The sequence below is a fragment of the Salimicrobium jeotgali genome, assembly GCF_001685435.2.
Lineage (GTDB): Bacteria > Bacillota > Bacilli > Bacillales > Halobacillaceae > Salimicrobium > Salimicrobium album.
In genome coordinates, this window is sequence record NZ_CP011361.2 from 379,510 (window position 1) to 396,233 (window position 16,724).

The following is a 16,724-nucleotide window of genomic DNA, read 5'->3' on the forward strand; positions in this document are numbered from 1 at the left end:
GGGAGGTTTTCACCATTATTAACAAAAAGAGTTTATTAACTGGTGTCATGGCATTATCGTTGTCGGGATTTCTTGCTGCATGTGGCGGTGGCGGTGACGGAGAAAGTTCCGGAGACGGAGGAGAATCTTCAGGAGGCGGTTCAGAGACCTGGAGAATGGTGACGGAAGAAGTGGACGGCCAGGTACAGTACGAATATGCGGAAGAATTCGGGAAACGTATCAATGAGAAAACCGATGGCAAAATCACGATAGAGCCATATGAATTCGGTGGTCTGGGTAACGAATCGGACCAGGTGGAACAGCTTGAGACAGGGGCCGTTGAAATGGCCGTCATGTCCCCGGGTTTCACAGGGAACATGGTAAAAGAAGGGCAGCTGTTCGCTCTGCATTTTCTGTTTCCTGACAGTGTGGAAAAAACTCAGGAAGTTCTGAACAAGAGTGAGGCTCTGAATAAAGACCTTCGTTCCAAATATGAAGAGCATGGAATCACTCCGCTCGCGTTCTGGACTGAAGGTGCAATGCAGTGGACTTTCAGTAAAAAGGTCGAAAAACCCGCAGATTTTGAAGGGTTGAAAATGCGTACCCAGACATCTCCGCTGATTCTGGAATCCTACAAAGCCTACGGCGCCGACCCGCAGTCGATGAGCTGGGGAGAGCTGTACACGGCGCTTGACCGCGGTACCGTGGAAGGTCAGGAGAACCCGATCTTTTTCATCGGAGATGCTTCGTTCCACGAAGTTCAGGATTATATGACACTCTCCAATCACAACAACTATGTAGCGATGACTACCGTGAACTCCGACTGGTATGACGGTCTTGATGAAGAAATGCAGAAGACAATCGACGAGACTGTGCAGGAAATGCAGGAGTGGGTGTATGAGGAGCAGGAAGCCCAGAACGAAGAATGGCTGAAGACTATTAAAGAAGACGAAGAGAACGCTACGGAAGTTATAGAACTGACGGAAGAACAGCGTGAGGCGTTCCGTAAAGAAGCAATGGGCGTCCGTGACTTCTACAGAGAGGAAGTCTCCACAGTCGATGGGGAAATTCTCGATAAGCTGGAGAAGGAGATAAGTGAAATTTCCGGAGAAGAAACGGGTGAGAGTTCCGGTTCCGAAGAATAATTTCCGGAATCAATTTTATACAGAATGAAAGAAGCTGCCGGGCCTGGCAGCTTCTTTTTTCATATATCGCAGTTCAGTCATTAAACAGTGGGAGACTTCCACTCTTCATATAAATGCGCAACGGTAGCTTTTATGAGTGCGTACGTCGGTATGGCAAACAATAAACCGAGGAAACCTGCGAGACTTCCGGCAGCCAGTATGACAGTGATGATCGTAAGCGGATGGATGTGCAGTGCTTTCCCCATTATATTCGGTGAAATGAGATTCCCTTCGACCTGCTGGGCGATTATCGTAATGATAGCTACCCAGATGACCATGATCGGCTCCTGGAAAACAGCGACGATCAGAGCCGGAATGACAGCGAGAAAAGGTCCGATGAAAGGTATGACGTTCATTATCATGGCGAACAGGGACAGAGTGAGTGAGTACTGCAGACCTATGGCCAGATAACCGATCAGAAGCAGTAAACCTACAGCTACACTGACCGTAAGCTGGCCGAGTATGAATGTGTATAGCGTACGATCCACGGAACGGGCCCATCGCACAAAGCTGTCCGCGAAAGAAGGACTCTTCTCACTCATGTACCCGCTCAGGAACGGGAGCAGACGGTGCCCGTCTTTCAGCATGAAGAAGAGGAAAAACGGGACAAGAATAAGTGAAAACAGAAAGCTGACGACGTTTGTGAGTATGTTGAAGAAAGCCGCGGAGGCCTCCTGAATATAGGACTCCAGATTATCCGTGAAGTTCTGGATAGTATCCGTTACCCTCTCTGGAAGAATATCCTGATTCTGCTGCCAGTAGCCGACTCCCTGTTCGACCGTCTCGACCATTTCCGGAATGTTGTTCATTAATTTCGTGTACTGCTGCTGGGCGATTGGTGCAATGAACTGAACGATCAGATAGCCGGCAGCGATAAAAAGAATGAAGACGAACAGGATAGCGGGGACTCTTGGCACTTTCATGCGTGTCAGCCACTCCACGAGCGGTCTTGAAATATAATAGAGAACGCCTCCGCCGATAAGCGGAAGGGCGATAGCGCTGATGTAGGTGAGAATCGGCTGGAAGAAAAACTGGATTTTATTCAGTAATAATATTAATAAACATATCGCTATCAGGGCGATAATCGTCTGGAACCATTTTTTTTGCAGCATTGCGTATTCCGCCTTTCCTGAAATGATTTTAAGTGACGTGCCGGGAGAAATGCAGGGTTACAGCATCACATGATTACATTTTACTGGAAAGATGTAAGGAAAGAAATGTTTTGTTGGAGACTTTAATTGACAGAGGTTGTCAGGGGGGGAGGTTTTTACTCTCCGGCGTTGACTTCAAAGGGATAAATGGTATGATAAAAAAAGAAGGGGAGTAGCTGTTCGATAAAATCGTCAATACGAGAGAAATCTCCGGTTTTATCGGCAACGACCGTTGTTTGCGAGACCTTTGTCCGGGAAGGGCAGAGGTCTCTTTTTTATGCTCTGCTTTTTACCGGGAATCGATTAATAAGGAGAGCGGAATGTTATGGAAGCACAATTACTGATTGAATATGGCTGGGTACTGATTGTACTCGTAGGACTCGAGGGTATACTGGCGGCCGACAACGCGCTCGTGCTGGCAATCATGGTGAAACATCTGCCGCCCGAGAAAAGAAAGAAAGCTTTGTTTTACGGCCTTGTCGGCGCGTTCATTCTTCGTTTTGCATCGCTGTTCGTTATTTCTTTGCTTGTGGACGTCTGGCAGGTGCAGGCTCTCGGCGCAGCCTATCTGTTAGTTATTGCAGGAAAGAACCTTTATGATAAATGGAAAGCGAAAGGAAACGGGGAAGAGGAGGACGAAGAACCCGCGTACGATGAAACATCGAAAGGGAAAGGCTTCTGGATTACTGTAGTGAAAGTGGAGTTCGCCGATCTCGCCTTTGCGGTCGACTCCATCCTCGCCGCTGTCGCACTTGCCGTAACCCTTCCCGAAACGGAGCTCCCGACGGTCGGGAGTCTCGACGGAGGACAGTTCGCTGTTATCCTTGCAGGCGGGATGATCGGTATTATCATCATGAGATTCGCGGCCAACGTATTCGTCAGAATTCTGCATGACCGTCCCGGTCTTGAAATCGCAGCTTTTGTTATTGTAGGGTGGGTCGGTGTAAAATTGGTCATATCCACTCTTGCCCATCCGAACATTCAGATTCTTAACGAAAGCTTTGCGCACTCGGCACTTTGGAAGATCACGTTTTATACCGTGCTCGTAAGTATTGCGGCAGCCGGCTGGTTTTTATCCGGGGGAAAGAAAAGCGGGGATAGTCAGTAAGGAGAGGAAATAGAATGGGTAAAGCGCTCGAAGGTAAAGACGAACAGTTTTACTACATTAAAAACAGGGTGTCCATGCTGAACGACGTAGTCCAGTCTATGGACGGTCCTGTAGACGAAGAGGATCTCGAAAAGGTGGAACTTATGATCCAAAGCCTCAATGGGAAAGTGCTCAGGTTTCAAAAAGACCGGAAGGAGGAACAATAATGACAAAGCATCATTTTCATATGAAATCGACGTGGCCCGGGGGCCGGGGCTCGGTCGGAATGATCGAAGCCGATAAACTGAAGACGGAAATTTCCATTCCCGAAGAAATGGACGGACCGGGCCAGGGGACGAATCCTGACGAGATGCTGCTTGGGGCGGCATCTACGTGCTATATAATAACGTTAGCTGCTATGATGGAACGGGCTGAGCTTCCGGTTAAAGAAATGGATATGGACTCGGAAGGTGTCGTAAGCGTTACGAACGGTGTTATAACTTATGAAGAGATCATTCACCGTCCGAGAGTCGTCCTTGAAAAGGAAGCTTCCGAGTCTGAACTCGAGAAACTGCGTAAGCTGGCTCACAAAGCGGAATCCTCCTGCATGATTTCAAGAGCGATTGCGGGGAACGTAAAACTTACGCTGGAGCCTGACCTTACGGTATCGAAATAACCGGGGGTCATAGTTTTACGATGTTTCCGGAATATCCGGGTGTTTCTTTGTCACAGGGGAAGAGGATAAGTACCGTAGTAAGTAATAATTGCTGACAATGGTTACGAGGAGATAATAAGGAATCCGGAGGAGTGAACGATGAAGAACATATGTGTAGTAGGACTCGGTCATATCGGGCTTCCGATTTCGGGGGTGCTGGCCGAGGCCGGCATGAACGTACACGGGGTTGATATAGACGAAAACGTGATCGATAATCTTCAGGGAGGAAGCATCCTCATTGAGGAGCCGGGCCTTGAAGATCTGATCAGAGGGGTGGTCAAATCCGGCCGTTTAACTGCAGGCGGGAAGCCTGAAAAGGCGGATGTGTTCATCGTGGCTGTTCCGACTCCCGTTTATGATGATGAGTCGGCGAATATCACTTACGTCGAACAGGCAGTGAAGAGCATTCTTCCATATTTGAATAAAGGGAACGCCGTCATTGTCGAATCCACCGTCCCGCCGCGCACGATACAGGACAAAGTGGCTCCTGTACTTGAAGAAGCCGGCTGGGACGTGGCTGCCAACGAAATATACCTGGCCCACTGCCCCGAGCGGGTGATTCCGGGCAGTGTCATGAAAGAGATAAAAGAAAACACGCTTATTATCGGCGGGTATACGAAAGAGGCGGCGGCAGAGGTCGCGGAAGTGTACAAACTTTTCCTGGAAGGGGAAATTATAGAAACGACGGCGATCACTGCCGAGATGTCCAAACTTATGGAAAATACGTACCGGGATGTAAATATAGCGCTGGCCAATGAACTTGCCAAAATATCGGCGGAGCTGGACGTCAACGCTCACGAAGTGATCCGCCTTGCCAATGTGCACCCGAGAGTGGAGCTGCATGAACCCGGCCCCGGCGTAGGGGGACACTGTATCCCGGTCGATTCTTATTTCGTTATAGAAAAAGCGAAAGATGTGTCGCCTCTGATGCAGACAGCGCGAGAAATCAATAATTCGATGCCTGAATTCGTCCTTTCCCAGATCGAAAAACTGACAAGGAACATATCCAACCCGAAAATAGCTGTCTTCGGACTCAGCTACAAAGGCGACGTGGACGATGTACGCGGAAGCCCGGCGATTGATGTCGTCTTTAAACTGGTGAACAATAAGAAGAACTATAAAGTCTTCTGTCACGACCCTTACGTCAGGGAAGACCAGGTTCCGCTCCGGATCCACCCTCTCGAGGAGTCTCTCGAAAAAGCGGATGTCGCCCTCGTGCTGGTCGATCACAGTGAATATAAAAAGATGGATACCTCTATCTTTGAAGACCGCATGAAGACCCCGGTCGTTCTCGATATGCGGAATTGCCTTCCGGAAGCGAAAGGCGATACGAGAATTTATCCGATCGGGGACCTGAGCGGACTGGAGGTTCTCGGAGAATGATGAAGGAAACTTTTTTGGGCGTCGACGTGGCGCCCGTCACCTATAAACGGGTGATCAGTGAAATTTCAAGGAATATCGATTCGGGGGAGCAGTCGACCATCGTCGCTGTCAATCCGGAGAAAGTAATGGAAGCCTGTAAGGATGAAAAAGTCCGGGAGCTTATCAACTCCTCCACTTTACAGATTCCTGATGGAATAGGAATCGTATGGGCCTCCAAATGGAGAGGCGGACAGATCAGGGAACGGGTGACCGGTATAGACATGATGAGTTACCTCCTGCACTTTGCCGAACAGAAGAACTTGCGCGTGTTTCTGTACGGAGCGGAAGAAGATTCTGTATCAAAAGCCAGGGACAACATTGAAAAACACTATCCCAACATCACCGTGGCAGGATATGAAAACGGTTTTGATGGAAATGAAGACCAGGTAGTGCAGCAAATTCAGGATTGTCAGGCTGACGTTCTGTTCGTAGCACTCGGAAGTCCGAAGCAGGAGCTCTGGATCCGTCGCAACAAAGAAAAACTCGGAGTGAAAGTATTTCAGGGCGTCGGAGGAAGTTTCGATGTGTGGGCCGGTAAGGAGAAGAAGGCTCCGAAACTGTATCGGGATCTGAACGTGGAATGGCTGTACCGGCTGGTTTCCGATCCGAAACGGATCAAACGCCAGCTCGCTTTGCCGAAATTCGCTTTTTGTGTCCTTACTAAAAATCGCTAAAAAAGAAATCAGAAAGCCTCCAACGGAACCGCTCAGGATTCGTGGAGGCTTTTCTAACTCGCGGAAATATTAATTTACCACTCTCTTTTATACACCCGTGCTTCAAAAGGGCGGATAATGGATTTATCGGGAAGATCACGGTAATTATGCAGAAGGAGATCTTCTTCTCGGACATCTGCTTCCGGCGGCAGGGCGGAGCAGGTGCCGGAGAGGTTTGCGATGATCACTGCCTGCTGATTCCCGAGCGTTCTCGTGTAAGCGTAAAGAGAAGGATCGGTTTCCTCCAGTAGATCATATTTTCCATATGTGAATAAATCATACGACTTTTTCAGCCGGATCAGCTGTCGATAGTAGTTCAAAATCGATGTTTCGTCTTCCTGCTGATCTTTTACGTTCACTTGCTTATAATCCGGGTTGATTTTTATCCAGGGGCGGCCTGAAGTGAAGCCGGCGTTGCGGCTGTTCTCCCACTGCATCGGCGTCCGGCTGTTGTCCCGGGAAGTTTCCCTGAGGTTTTGAAGTATCTCCTCATCTTTCCATCCCTGCTCCTTTTTGGCAGTATAGAAGTTCTTCGCCGCCACATCGTCATAGTCGTCGATAGCAGTGAAGCCGGCGTTCGTCATACCGATTTCCTGTCCCTGATAAATGAAGGGGGTACCCTGCATCAGGAAATACATAGTGGCAAGCGACGTGGCACTCTCTTTCCAAAACTCCCCGTCATCTCCCCACGTGGACACGGCACGTGCTTTGTCATGATTTTCGATGAACAGAGCGTTCCAGCCGTCTCCTTCGAGTCCTTTCTGCCATTTCGTAAGGACGCGTTTCAGCGCCGGCACGTCAAGACCTGTACCGCCTTCCCGGTCCCAAAGATCAAGATGTTCGAACTGGAAAATCATGTCCATTTTCCCTTCGTCCCCGACCCAGAGATGTGCTTCATCTGCGCTCACTCCGTTGGCTTCCCCGACAGAAACCGCGTCGTACTTTCCGTATGTTTCTTCTTTGAATTCCTGAAGGAACTCGTGGATGCCCTCCTGATTCATGTGCATATCAAAACTTGATACATACTGTCTTTGTTCGGGATTCGGCATATCAGGAAGCCCGGGACGCTTCTTGATATGGCTGATGGCGTCAATGCGGAAGCCGTCGATTCCTTTATCCAGCCACCAGTTGACGGTGTCGTAAAGTTCACGGCGCACTTCCCCGTTTTCCCAGTTCAAATCGGGCTGGCGTTCCGAGAAGATATGGAGGAAGTACTGGTCCGTCGCTTCATCATACTTCCAGGCCGAGCCGTCGAATATACTTTCCCAGTTGTTCGGCGGGCCCCCGCCGTCGCGTCCGTCTCTCCAAATATACCAGTCGCGTTTGGGGCTCTGTTTCGAAGATTTCGATTCAAGGAACCACGGATGTTCGTCACTCGTGTGGTTTAGAACGAGGTCGATGATCAGGCGCATGTCGCGGTTATGTACTTCTTCGAGAAGCTGATCGAAGTCCTCCATCGTACCGAAGTCCTGAAGAATATCCTTATAATCCGAAATGTCATAGCCGTTGTCGTCGAGCGGCGATTTGTACATCGGACAGATCCAGATAAAATCAATGCCCAGGTCCTTCAAATAATCGAGACGGCTGATCATTCCCTGCAGATCTCCGATACCGTCCCCGTCGGAGTCCTGGAAACTCCGCGGATACACCTGGTAGCCGACGGCCTCTTTCCACCATTTACGTTCCATACTCACTCACTCCTCTTCTCATTTCAAAAACTGCGATTTTATCCGGATGGATCATCATCCGCGTGCCCTGCATTCAATTGTGCAATCGTTTTCACAAACTAAGCATAGCATATCGGAAAGGATATGATTTTGCAACCGTTTCCTTTTTGTGAAAAGGCTGTGAAGCAAAAGGATTGCAGATTTTCCTCTCATCCTATATAGTAAGAAGTAATTCAATACAGTATCTTTCGGGGTCAGGTGAAATTCCTAGCCGGCGGTAATGGAGTAACGTCCTCAGCCCGCGACGGGGAAGAGCGTATTCCCCCTGATTTGGTGAAATTCCAAAGCCGACAGTTAAAGTCTGGATGGGAGAAAGATTATTCTAATCCTGGTACACGTGTACCTTTTTTTAAGTATCTTTATGCCCTGAAGGACAATTGTTCTTCAGGGCATTTTTTATGAAAAAAGACCATTCAGACAGAGCGCTTACTGCGTCCGAACCGACAATAAGCCTGTCTCCCGTAAAGAGAAGAAGTTCGGAGGAAAGCACATGAACAGAGACCGTTACTATATGGAACTTGCTGTGGAGATGGCACAGAAAACGATGGGCCAGACGGACCCAAATCCGGCCGTCGCCGCAGTAGTAGTTAAAAATAACCAGATCGTCGGCACCGGGGTTCACGTCAAAGCAGGGGAGCCTCATGCCGAAGTCCACGCGCTGAATATGGCCGGGACCCACGCCGAAGATGCAGAAATATACGTCACTCTTGAACCGTGCAGCCATTACGGCAGAACGCCGCCCTGCGCCGATGCGATTGTAGCTGCAGGGGTTAAGCGGGCTGTGATCGCCTCGTTCGATCCGAATCCTGAGGTGGCCGGAAAAGGCATGAAAAAAATGAAGGACGGCGGTGTGGAAGTCGTCACGGACGTCTGCCGCGAAGAAGCGGATGCTATTAACCGGCCTTTTTTCCACTATATTTCGAAGGGAAAACCGTACGTTCGGCTGAAGTCGGCGATGAGCCTCGACGGTAAAATCGCCACGTCCACCGGTGAGAGCCAGTGGATTACCGGGGAGAGGGCGCGGAAAGATGGACACTGGTACCGGCACCGTTCGGGAGCTATTCTCGTTGGGATAAATACGGTGCTTACGGATGATCCTATGCTGACCGCAAGACTCGAGGAAGGCGGAAGCCACCCGGTGCGTATCGTTCTCGACAACCATCTGCGGATGCCGAGGGATGCGAAACTTATGCAGGACGACACGTCGCCGGTATGGATTGTAGCCGGTAAAACAGTGACGAATAAGCAGTTGAAGGAATTCTCGGCCCCGTCCCACGTGGAAATTCTGCGACAGTCGGAAGAAACTGTGGACATTGACGTTTTTCTAAAGGAAATTGCGGAGAGAAAGATTTCCTCTCTGCTCGTAGAAGGCGGAGGAACAGTGGCTGACAGTTTTGTCCGCTCAAGAAATGTCGACGAAGTCATTACCTATATCGCCCCGAAACTGATCGGCGGCAGAAAAGCGCTCACCCCCGTGTCAGGGGCGGGTATCGAGCATTTGCATGACGCAATGAGTTTCTCCGTCGTTCATCAGGACCGGTTAGGAGAAGATATTAAAATCGTTTCAAGGAAAGAAGGCGAATGACATGTTTACAGGTATTGTAGAGGAAATCGGAACTATCAGATCGATTGAGCAGAAAGAAGAAGCGATGGATGTGAGTATCGAAGCTTCCGTCATTTTAGAAGACGTGGAAGAGGGAGACAGCATTTCCATTAACGGCGTCTGTTTAACAGTCACCGCATTTACGGAGACGACGGCTTCTTTCGACGTAATGCCGGAGACGTTCCGTGCCACGAACTTTAAAGATCTCACTGAAGGAAGCAAAGTGAATCTGGAACGGGCTCTTGCAGCGGGAGGACGATTCGGCGGCCACATCGTTTCCGGACACATTGACGGCACCGGAAAGATAACCGGGAAAACGCCGGAAGCGAATGCCGTCTATTATGAAATTGAACTCCCGGCAGACCTGATACAGTATTTCATCCACAAAGAGTCGATTGCTGTAGACGGTACGAGTCTGACCGTATTCGGAGTAAAAGGGAATACGATTCTCGTCTCCCTCATCCCGCACACCATGGAACACACCGTTCTCGGGAACAAAGAACCGGGAGATGAGGTTAACGTGGAGTGTGATATGATCGGTAAATATATTGCTCATTTCATGAAGAACAAAAATAGCGGAGAAGAAGTCAGCTCCGATTTTCTTAAAGAAAACGGCTACGTTTAGAGGACAGGGGGATATTATGTTTGATACTATCGAATACGCAATTGAACGTCTGAAACAGGGGAAGATGGTAATAGTATGTGATGATGAGGACAGAGAGAACGAGGGGGACCTCGTCGGGGTGGCGGAATACGCAACTTCCGAAATGATCAATTTTATGATTACCCACGGACGCGGTCTCGTATGTGCTCCTGTTTCCGGAGAAATAGCGGAGAGTCTCGAGCTGATGCCGATGGTCGGGGAAAACACCGATCCAAACAAAACGGCGTTCACTGTAAGTGTCGACCACCGCGATACGACGACCGGGATTTCCGCAGAGGAGCGGGCACTCACTATCCGCGAAATGTTGAGAACACAGGCGACGGCATCTGACTTCAACCGGCCGGGACACATTTTCCCGCTCGTCGGTAAAAAAGGGGGAGTCCTCCGTCGCGCCGGTCACACGGAAGCGTCCATTGACCTCGCCGAACTGGCAGGTGCGAAGTCCGCCGGTGTCATTTGTGAAATCATCAAGGATGACGGGACGATGGCGAGAGTGCCGGATCTCAAGAAGATGTCCGAGGAATTCGATATACCGATGATTACAATCGCAGATCTGATACAGTACCGGTACAACCATGAAGAACACGTCAAACGGGAAGTGGAAATCAAGCTCCCGACTGAATACGGGGACTTCCGGGCTATCGGCTTTACGAACGATATCGACTACAAGGATCATATCGCTCTTGTGAAGGGAGAAATCAACCCGGAAGAACCGGTGCTCGTACGTGTCCACTCGGAGTGCCTGACCGGAGACGTGTTCGGGTCCTGGCGCTGTGACTGTGGACCGCAGCTTCACAACGCTCTGAGGCAGATCGAAGAAAATGGCAGCGGGGTGCTCGTCTACATGCGTCAGGAAGGACGCGGGATCGGGCTCATGAACAAACTGTATGCCTATAAACTCCAGGAAGAAGGCTACGACACGGTGGAAGCCAATGAGAAACTCGGATTTGCTCCGGATTTGCGCGACTACGGGGTGGGAGCACAAATTCTGAAGGACCTCGGGATTACGAAGCTCAACCTTTTGACGAACAATCCGAAAAAAATCTCCGGGCTCGGCGGCTACGGTCTCGAAGTTACCGACCGCATACCGATTGAAATGCCTTCCCGGGAAGAGAACGCGCGCTACATGGAAACGAAACGTTCGAAAATGGGACACTTATTTCATTTATAAAGGGGAGTATCAAGCATGGTGAACAGACTTGAAGGTAATCTGGTAGGAACAGATCTTAAAATAGGTATCGTGACGGGACGATTCAACGAATTTATCACAGAACGGCTTTACGAAGGCGCTGTCGGAGCTTTGAAACAGCACGGTGTGGATGAAGCGAATATTGATGCAGCGTGGGTGCCGGGAGCTTTTGAAGTCCCGCTTGCGGCAGATCGCATGGCATCATCCGGGAAGTATGACGCTGTCATCACTCTCGGGGCAGTCATCCGGGGGTCGACCCCTCACTTCGACTACGTGTGCGGGGAAGCGGCGAAAGGGGTATCCCAGGCTTCCGTGAAGAACAGTCTGCCGGTCATTTTCGGTGTCATCACGACCGACACGATCGAACAGGCGATCGAACGTGCAGGAACGAAAGCCGGAAACAAAGGATCAGAGGCTGCTGTAGCTGCTGTCGAGATGGCCAATCTGATGAAACAGCTGTAATATGAGTACTTCTGTCGTATGGATTCGCAACGACCTGCGTCTGAACGATAATATTGCTCTGGCGGAAGCGGTGAAAAACCTCGGGGAAGAGGATGAGCTACTGCTTCTCTTCCATATCCATCCCGAGCTTATCCGGGAATTTGATCTGCAGGAGGACTATTTTTTTCAGACCGTCCGAAAGTTCCATGAATCATCGGGACCCCTCCATTTCATCTTCGGGGAGGAAGAGGAGGCATTCCGATCCTTTTTCGATACGGTGACGGATGCTGAGGACATTTATTTCAACAAAGCAGAAACCGGATTCGGCAAAGAACGGGACGAACGGGTGCTGCCTGTCTTCGAAGAGCGGGGGGTACGTACGCATACGTATATCGACCACCCTCTCCACGGAGCGGAGGAAGTGACGAAGAAAGACGGCGAGCTTTATCAGGTGTTCTCCCCTTATTTCAAGCAGTGGCAGAAGCTTGACAAACCACCGGTGGTGAAATTGGATACGGATAAAATGAAGCAGCATCTGACAGACCGCTCCGGGGATTTTACAGACGGAGAGGAAAAGTACCGGGAACTTACGAAAGCCCCGCTCCGGAAGTGGGAGGAGGTCGGTGAGGAAGCAGCTGAGCAGCGCCTCACCCGGTTTCTGGATGAACCGATCTATTATTACGACGAAGACCGGGACATCCCCTCGAAAGACGGAACCAGCCTGATGAGCCGCTACTTGCGCACGGGAGCAATTTCCCCGCGCACGGTATATCACAGAGTTCAACAGGAAACGGACGGGCGGAAGCGTCAGGACGGAGTAGAGAGCTTTATCCGGGAACTGGCTTTCCGTGATTTTTATCACATGGTGTACTACAATCATCCGGAAGCTGATGATCAGGAACTTACGGAAAAATTCCGCGATATCCCCTGGAACGAAGATGAGGAAATTTTTGACCGGTGGAAAGAAGCGCGGACCGGCTTCCCGTTTATAGATGCTGCCATGGCACAGATGAACGAAAGCGGCTGGATGCATAACCGCGCCAGGATGGCGGTCGCCTCTTTTCTGACGAAAGATCTTCTTATCGATTGGAGAAAAGGGGAAAGGTACTTCAACCGGAAACTGGCTGATTACGAAGCGGCTTCGAACATCGGCGGCTGGCAATGGGCAGCCTCGACAGGAACGGATGCGGTCCCTTATTTCCGTGTCTTCAACCCCGTCCGTCAGTCCGAACGGTTCGATAAGCATGGGGACTATATAAAAGAGTGGCTTCCGGCGCTTCGGAATGTGCCGGAGAAGTACATCCACGAACCTCATAAAATGTCGGAAGATGAGCAGAAGGAAGCAGGATGTACCATCGGGGAAGATTACCCGGAGCCGATGGTGGATCACAAGCGGATGCGGGAGAGAGCGATAGAAATCTATAAGCAGAAGAAGGACTGACGGAGGTCAGTCAGCTTGTAGAGAAACCCCGTGTTTTTCTGCAAGCTTTTTTTGTGCAGTTCGTGCGGGCGAATACCACTCGCTTTCCGCGGACGAACGCCCGAGCCTCCCTCGTGAAAACCCACACTGCGGGGTCTCGGATCGCCCGTTTTTCCGCAGGAGTCTCCTGGTATTCGCCTTCCCCTCACCGAAAAAGACTCTCCTTCACCTATCTCACCCTGGATAGGTGGAGGGCAATCTTTTTCATGTTTTGGCAGGCCGCCGTCAGTAACGCTTGTTCGCGTACATTCTCTTTTCCGCGCAAGCGACAATAACGCAGCCCGTGCAGTTCTTTTGAATCTGCGAAGCTACGTTCAACTTTCTCTTTTCTCATGCGATAGATCCACTTGCCTTCATTAGAAAGCCGGTTCAACCGAACCTTCTCCTTCGAGCTTTCCCATACATGGCGAGTGATCGTTTTTTGATACTTCTTATTTTGGGTACACTTCGCTAGAAGAGGGCAATCTGCACAATTTTCAGGGTTTGATTTGTAATGCCGATACCCCTCACGATCGGTGGTCGAATAGCTTAAAACTTCACCCTGGGGGCACACATATTCATCCCGCTCTTCATCATATGCATATTTCCATTTCGGAAGAAGCCCTTTCTTTGACTGGTACCTTCGATGAGCAATAACTCCAAATATTCCTCTTTCCATTATAAGCCCATGACATATAGGGTTCGTCAGATAGCCGGCATCTAGACCTACAGCTTCCACCTCAAAGCCAAATCGTTCGATTTGGCGGTCCAAACGTTGTAAGTAAGGTCTGGAATCATGAATATTTCCTGGCGTTACATGAACATCAGTAATGATGTTATGTTTTAAATCTGTGGTACGGTGATCAAGATAAAAGAAGCCTTCCGGCTTATTCTCCCGGTAAAGATAACCACTCTCGCTATCCGTGTCGCTAACCTTAATTTCCTTTGTCTTTTTTACCCCCTCCTTTTCCTTCAGAGGCTTTTTTTCATGATCTTCACGATCTTTTCTTACGGCTTCTTCCAAATCTTTGAGGTAGTCTACCGTTTCTACTTCAACTTCTTGTTTTGAGAATTTCTTCTTATTAGCGTTGGCTTTCAAGTGCGTGGAATCTGTGAATAATACACGGCCGGAGACCATACGGTGGTTCATCGCTTGGAGCACGATTTCATCAAAAACTTCTTGAAAGATATCCGTGTCTTTGAAACGAGTGCGGCGGTTCCAACTAATAGTGGAATGATGGGGGACTTTGTCTGTAAGATTCAACCCTAAGAACCAACGATAAGCAACATTCGTTTGAATTTGTCGCTCCAATTCGCGTTCGGAACGAACGCCATAGATATAACCAATGAACATCATTTTGAATAAAACAAGAGGATCCAAAGAGGGACGACCATTATCTTCTGAATAGTAAGGACGGACTTTTTCAGGAATGAAAGAAAAATCTATGTATTGGTCAATTTTGCGTAGGAGATGATCTTCAGGGACAAGCTCTTCAATGGTAACCATTTCGATTTCATTTTGTCGTTCAGTTTTAGATTGAAACATCCAATCACCTTTCGTTGATAAGTTACAGCTATTATAACAAATTAACGCGGTGATCTATTAAAAAAACAGAAAAAATAAAAGCTGCCGAGACTTTCTCGACAGCCTGACTGACGGAGGTCAGTCTTTTTTTGTGAGTAACTTTCCAGAGGTTCCCTGACCTGTGGGAGGACAGGGGACTGCTTTTTTCGTTACCTTCAGGCGCACTTGAAGCTTCCGAAGGTAACGTTTTCGCCTGAATCGTGACGTTCAAAGAAGAATATCCTCCGCGAAGGGAAGGAAAACGGTAGAATCGTTACCTTCAGCACCTGAACATTCCCGTGAAGGGAACGATAGCCGTACCCGAGCCAAATCAATTTCTTCTTCCGATAAATTGGTATAGACAACTATATACGTGAGTGGTAGAATTTATATAAAGCGTTTTCAAATAAAGAGAGGAGTTTTAATCGTGTTAGCATTTTTTCAACGAATCGGGAAATCACTGATGTTTCCCATTGCCACACTTCCGGCTGCGGCGCTGCTGTTGCGTCTCGGCATGGATGATATGCTCGATATCGACTTTATTGAAGCTGCAGGAAGCAGTATTCTTGATAACCTCCACTCATATTCGGTATAGGTATCGCGATGGGATTTGCGAAAGACGGAGGGGGAGGTGCAGCTCTGTCCGGGGCTATCGGGGTCCTCGTCCTACAGGCGGGAGTCGAAGCCATTAACGAAAATATATCTATGGGCGTATTCGCCGGTATCATCGCCGGTATTTCGGCCGGTATGTTGTACAACCGCTTCTACGATATTAAACTTCCGGAATATTTATCTTTCTTCGGAGGAAAGCGATTCGTACCGATTGTGACGTCTGCTGCCATGGTAGTCATGTCTTTCATCATGGGGTATTTATGGGTTTATCCGCAGTATGCTCTTGATGCGACAGCCCAGTGGATTCTTTCTTCCGGGGAAGCAGGCGTCGGTCTTTACGGATTCCTGAACCGCCTGCTGATACCGGTCGGGCTTCACCACGTCATGAATACACTGATCTGGTTCGATTTCGGAAGCTTTACGACGGCTGCAGGGGAGACAGTGAACGGGGAGATCAACCGTTTCCTTAAAGGGGACCCTGAGGCCGGGTACTTCCTTGCAGGTTTCTTCCCGATTATGATGTTCGGTCTGCCCGGTGCATGTCTTGCCATGTATGCGGCTGCCAAAAAAGAGAAGAAGGCAATTGTAGGCGGGATGCTCGGAAGTATCGATCTTACTTCCTTCCTTACGGGTGTTACGGAACCGATCGAGTTTTCTTTCATGTTCCTCGCTCCGCTTCTGTACGTAGTCCACGCCGTTCTGACCGGAGTATCGATGATTGCGGCTTATATGCTTGACGTGCGGCACGGATTCGGATTTTCGGCCGGGCTGATCGACTATTTACTGAACTTCAACATTGCCCAAAATCCGCTTCTGCTTCTCGTGCTCGGGCTCGTTATGGGAGCTTTGTATTTTGTCGTTTTCTACTTCCTCATTACGAAACTGGACCTGAAAACACCTGGACGTGAGGATGATGACGAAGAGGACGTCGAAGAAGCGTCTGGTGGAACGTCCGACTATGACGAAAAGGCGGCCGCCTATCTTCAGGCACTCGGCGGTGAAGAGAATATCGACACGCTGGAATACTGTACGACAAGACTCAGACTTACGATGGAAGACAGAGAGAAAGTGGATGACAAGAAGCTCAAACGTGAAGGGGCACGGGGTGTCATCAACATCGGTTCGAAAAACGTGCACGTAGTTTTAGGCACAAGCGTCGAGTTCCTCGCAGAAGCAATCAAAAAACAGATGAAAAATAAATAAGAGGAGGTGCA

Annotated in this window: 16 protein-coding genes and 1 riboswitch; of the genes, 13 read left to right on the forward strand and 3 right to left on the reverse strand. The window is 49.3% G+C overall.

Annotation, left to right across the window (positions count from 1 at the left end):
- Positions 1-47 precede the first annotated feature (47 nt).
- Positions 48-1,124: a DctP family TRAP transporter solute-binding subunit gene (locus AAV35_RS01940; protein WP_008589400.1), complete on the forward strand. Its 1,077-nt coding sequence runs from the start codon at positions 48-50 to the stop codon at positions 1,122-1,124.
- An 80-nt stretch (positions 1,125-1,204) separates the two neighbouring features.
- Here the strand turns inward: AAV35_RS01940 and AAV35_RS01945 are convergent, their stop codons facing one another.
- Positions 1,205-2,275 carry an AI-2E family transporter gene (locus AAV35_RS01945; RefSeq protein WP_008589403.1) on the reverse strand — a complete coding sequence of 357 codons (1,071 nt, stop codon included), beginning with the start codon at positions 2,273-2,275 and terminating at the stop codon, positions 1,205-1,207.
- A gap of 364 nt (positions 2,276-2,639) precedes the next feature.
- Between AAV35_RS01945 and AAV35_RS01950 the strand changes: the two genes are divergently transcribed.
- The 5 genes from AAV35_RS01950 to AAV35_RS01970 all read left to right on the forward strand — a co-directional run bounded on the left by AAV35_RS01950 (position 2,640) and on the right by AAV35_RS01970 (position 6,212).
- Positions 2,640-3,422: a TerC family protein gene (locus AAV35_RS01950; RefSeq protein WP_008589405.1), complete on the forward strand. Its 783-nt coding sequence runs from the start codon at positions 2,640-2,642 to the stop codon at positions 3,420-3,422.
- A gap of 14 nt (positions 3,423-3,436) precedes the next feature.
- Complete coding sequence (locus tag AAV35_RS01955) at positions 3,437-3,628, forward strand: SE1561 family protein (protein WP_008589407.1); 192 nt, start codon at positions 3,437-3,439, stop codon at positions 3,626-3,628.
- Positions 3,628-4,077, forward strand: coding sequence for an OsmC family protein (locus AAV35_RS01960; protein WP_008589409.1), 450 nt, complete (start codon positions 3,628-3,630; stop codon positions 4,075-4,077). The genes AAV35_RS01955 and AAV35_RS01960 overlap by 1 nt, the downstream gene beginning before the upstream one ends.
- A 138-nt stretch (positions 4,078-4,215) precedes the next feature.
- Entirely contained in the window at positions 4,216-5,499 is a 1,284-nt protein-coding gene (locus tag AAV35_RS01965; protein WP_008589411.1) for a nucleotide sugar dehydrogenase, read from the forward strand.
- On the forward strand, positions 5,496-6,212 hold the full coding sequence (locus AAV35_RS01970) for a WecB/TagA/CpsF family glycosyltransferase (RefSeq protein ID WP_008589412.1): 717 nt from the start codon (positions 5,496-5,498) through the stop codon (positions 6,210-6,212). The genes AAV35_RS01965 and AAV35_RS01970 overlap by 4 nt, the downstream gene beginning before the upstream one ends.
- Positions 6,213-6,286: 74 nt before the next feature.
- Here AAV35_RS01970 and AAV35_RS01975 read toward each other — a convergent pair whose 3' ends face one another.
- Positions 6,287-7,939 carry an alpha-glucosidase gene (locus AAV35_RS01975; protein WP_008589414.1) on the reverse strand — a complete coding sequence of 551 codons (1,653 nt, stop codon included), beginning with the start codon at positions 7,937-7,939 and terminating at the stop codon, positions 6,287-6,289.
- 219 nt (positions 7,940-8,158) lie between these two features.
- Positions 8,159-8,299: riboswitch (FMN riboswitch) on the forward strand.
- Positions 8,300-8,468: 169 nt separating this feature from the next.
- Here AAV35_RS01975 and ribD point away from each other — a divergent pair.
- The 5 genes from ribD to AAV35_RS02000 are packed head-to-tail and all read left to right on the forward strand — an operon-like array spanning position 8,469 to position 13,316.
- Complete coding sequence (gene ribD, locus AAV35_RS01980) at positions 8,469-9,563, forward strand: bifunctional diaminohydroxyphosphoribosylaminopyrimidine deaminase/5-amino-6-(5-phosphoribosylamino)uracil reductase RibD (RefSeq protein WP_008589416.1); 1,095 nt, start codon at positions 8,469-8,471, stop codon at positions 9,561-9,563.
- Position 9,564: 1 nt separating this feature from the next.
- Positions 9,565-10,206 (forward strand): riboflavin synthase, encoded by a 642-nt coding sequence (gene ribE, locus AAV35_RS01985; protein WP_008589418.1) that lies wholly within the window; start codon positions 9,565-9,567, stop codon positions 10,204-10,206.
- Between the two features lie 16 nt (positions 10,207-10,222).
- Positions 10,223-11,416 (forward strand): bifunctional 3,4-dihydroxy-2-butanone-4-phosphate synthase/GTP cyclohydrolase II, encoded by a 1,194-nt coding sequence (locus AAV35_RS01990; RefSeq protein WP_008589420.1) that lies wholly within the window; start codon positions 10,223-10,225, stop codon positions 11,414-11,416.
- A 15-nt stretch (positions 11,417-11,431) separates the two neighbouring features.
- Positions 11,432-11,896, forward strand: a complete 465-nt coding sequence (ribH, locus tag AAV35_RS01995) for a 6,7-dimethyl-8-ribityllumazine synthase (RefSeq protein WP_040609268.1) — start codon at positions 11,432-11,434, stop codon at positions 11,894-11,896.
- A gap of 1 nt (position 11,897) precedes the next feature.
- Complete coding sequence (locus tag AAV35_RS02000; protein ID WP_008589424.1) at positions 11,898-13,316, forward strand: cryptochrome/photolyase family protein; 1,419 nt, start codon at positions 11,898-11,900, stop codon at positions 13,314-13,316.
- A gap of 208 nt (positions 13,317-13,524) precedes the next feature.
- Here AAV35_RS02000 and AAV35_RS02005 read toward each other — a convergent pair whose 3' ends face one another.
- Positions 13,525-14,880, reverse strand: a complete 1,356-nt coding sequence (locus AAV35_RS02005; protein WP_065757335.1) for an IS1182 family transposase — start codon at positions 14,878-14,880, stop codon at positions 13,525-13,527.
- A gap of 445 nt (positions 14,881-15,325) precedes the next feature.
- Here AAV35_RS02005 and AAV35_RS14655 point away from each other — a divergent pair, with 445 nt between their 5' ends.
- Both AAV35_RS14655 and AAV35_RS02015 read left to right on the forward strand, forming a co-directional pair.
- The gene (locus AAV35_RS14655; protein ID WP_008591491.1) at positions 15,326-15,493 is read left to right on the forward strand and encodes a hypothetical protein; all 168 of its coding nucleotides are present in this window, start codon (positions 15,326-15,328) and stop codon (positions 15,491-15,493) included.
- 8 nt (positions 15,494-15,501) lie between these two features.
- A complete protein-coding gene (locus AAV35_RS02015; protein ID WP_008591493.1) occupies positions 15,502-16,713 on the forward strand; it encodes a PTS transporter subunit EIIC in 1,212 nt (403 codons plus the stop codon).
- Positions 16,714-16,724 lie beyond the last annotated feature (11 nt).

Excerpts from the sequence above, each read along its gene's own strand:
- AAV35_RS01950 (WP_008589405.1), top strand. The coding sequence starts at position 2,640 with ATGGAAGCACAATTACTGATTGAATATGGCTGGGTACTGATTGTACTC.
- AAV35_RS01965 (WP_008589411.1), top strand. The coding sequence starts at position 4,216 with ATGAAGAACATATGTGTAGTAGGACTCGGTCATATCGGGCTTCCGATT.
- AAV35_RS02005 (WP_065757335.1), bottom strand. The coding sequence starts at position 14,880 with ATGTTTCAATCTAAAACTGAACGACAAAATGAAATCGAAATGGTTACC.
- AAV35_RS01970 (WP_008589412.1), top strand. The coding sequence starts at position 5,496 with ATGATGAAGGAAACTTTTTTGGGCGTCGACGTGGCGCCCGTCACCTAT.
- AAV35_RS01940 (WP_008589400.1), top strand. The coding sequence starts at position 48 with ATGGCATTATCGTTGTCGGGATTTCTTGCTGCATGTGGCGGTGGCGGT.
- AAV35_RS02015 (WP_008591493.1), top strand. The coding sequence starts at position 15,502 with ATGGGATTTGCGAAAGACGGAGGGGGAGGTGCAGCTCTGTCCGGGGCT.
- AAV35_RS02000 (WP_008589424.1), top strand. The coding sequence starts at position 11,898 with ATGAGTACTTCTGTCGTATGGATTCGCAACGACCTGCGTCTGAACGAT.
- ribE (WP_008589418.1), top strand. The coding sequence starts at position 9,565 with ATGTTTACAGGTATTGTAGAGGAAATCGGAACTATCAGATCGATTGAG.
- AAV35_RS01960 (WP_008589409.1), top strand. The coding sequence starts at position 3,628 with ATGACAAAGCATCATTTTCATATGAAATCGACGTGGCCCGGGGGCCGG.
- AAV35_RS01990 (WP_008589420.1), top strand. The coding sequence starts at position 10,223 with ATGTTTGATACTATCGAATACGCAATTGAACGTCTGAAACAGGGGAAG.
- ribD (WP_008589416.1), top strand. The coding sequence starts at position 8,469 with ATGAACAGAGACCGTTACTATATGGAACTTGCTGTGGAGATGGCACAG.
- AAV35_RS01945 (WP_008589403.1), bottom strand. The coding sequence starts at position 2,275 with ATGCTGCAAAAAAAATGGTTCCAGACGATTATCGCCCTGATAGCGATA.
- ribH (WP_040609268.1), top strand. The coding sequence starts at position 11,432 with ATGGTGAACAGACTTGAAGGTAATCTGGTAGGAACAGATCTTAAAATA.
- AAV35_RS01955 (WP_008589407.1), top strand. The coding sequence starts at position 3,437 with ATGGGTAAAGCGCTCGAAGGTAAAGACGAACAGTTTTACTACATTAAA.
- AAV35_RS01975 (WP_008589414.1), bottom strand. The coding sequence starts at position 7,939 with ATGGAACGTAAATGGTGGAAAGAGGCCGTCGGCTACCAGGTGTATCCG.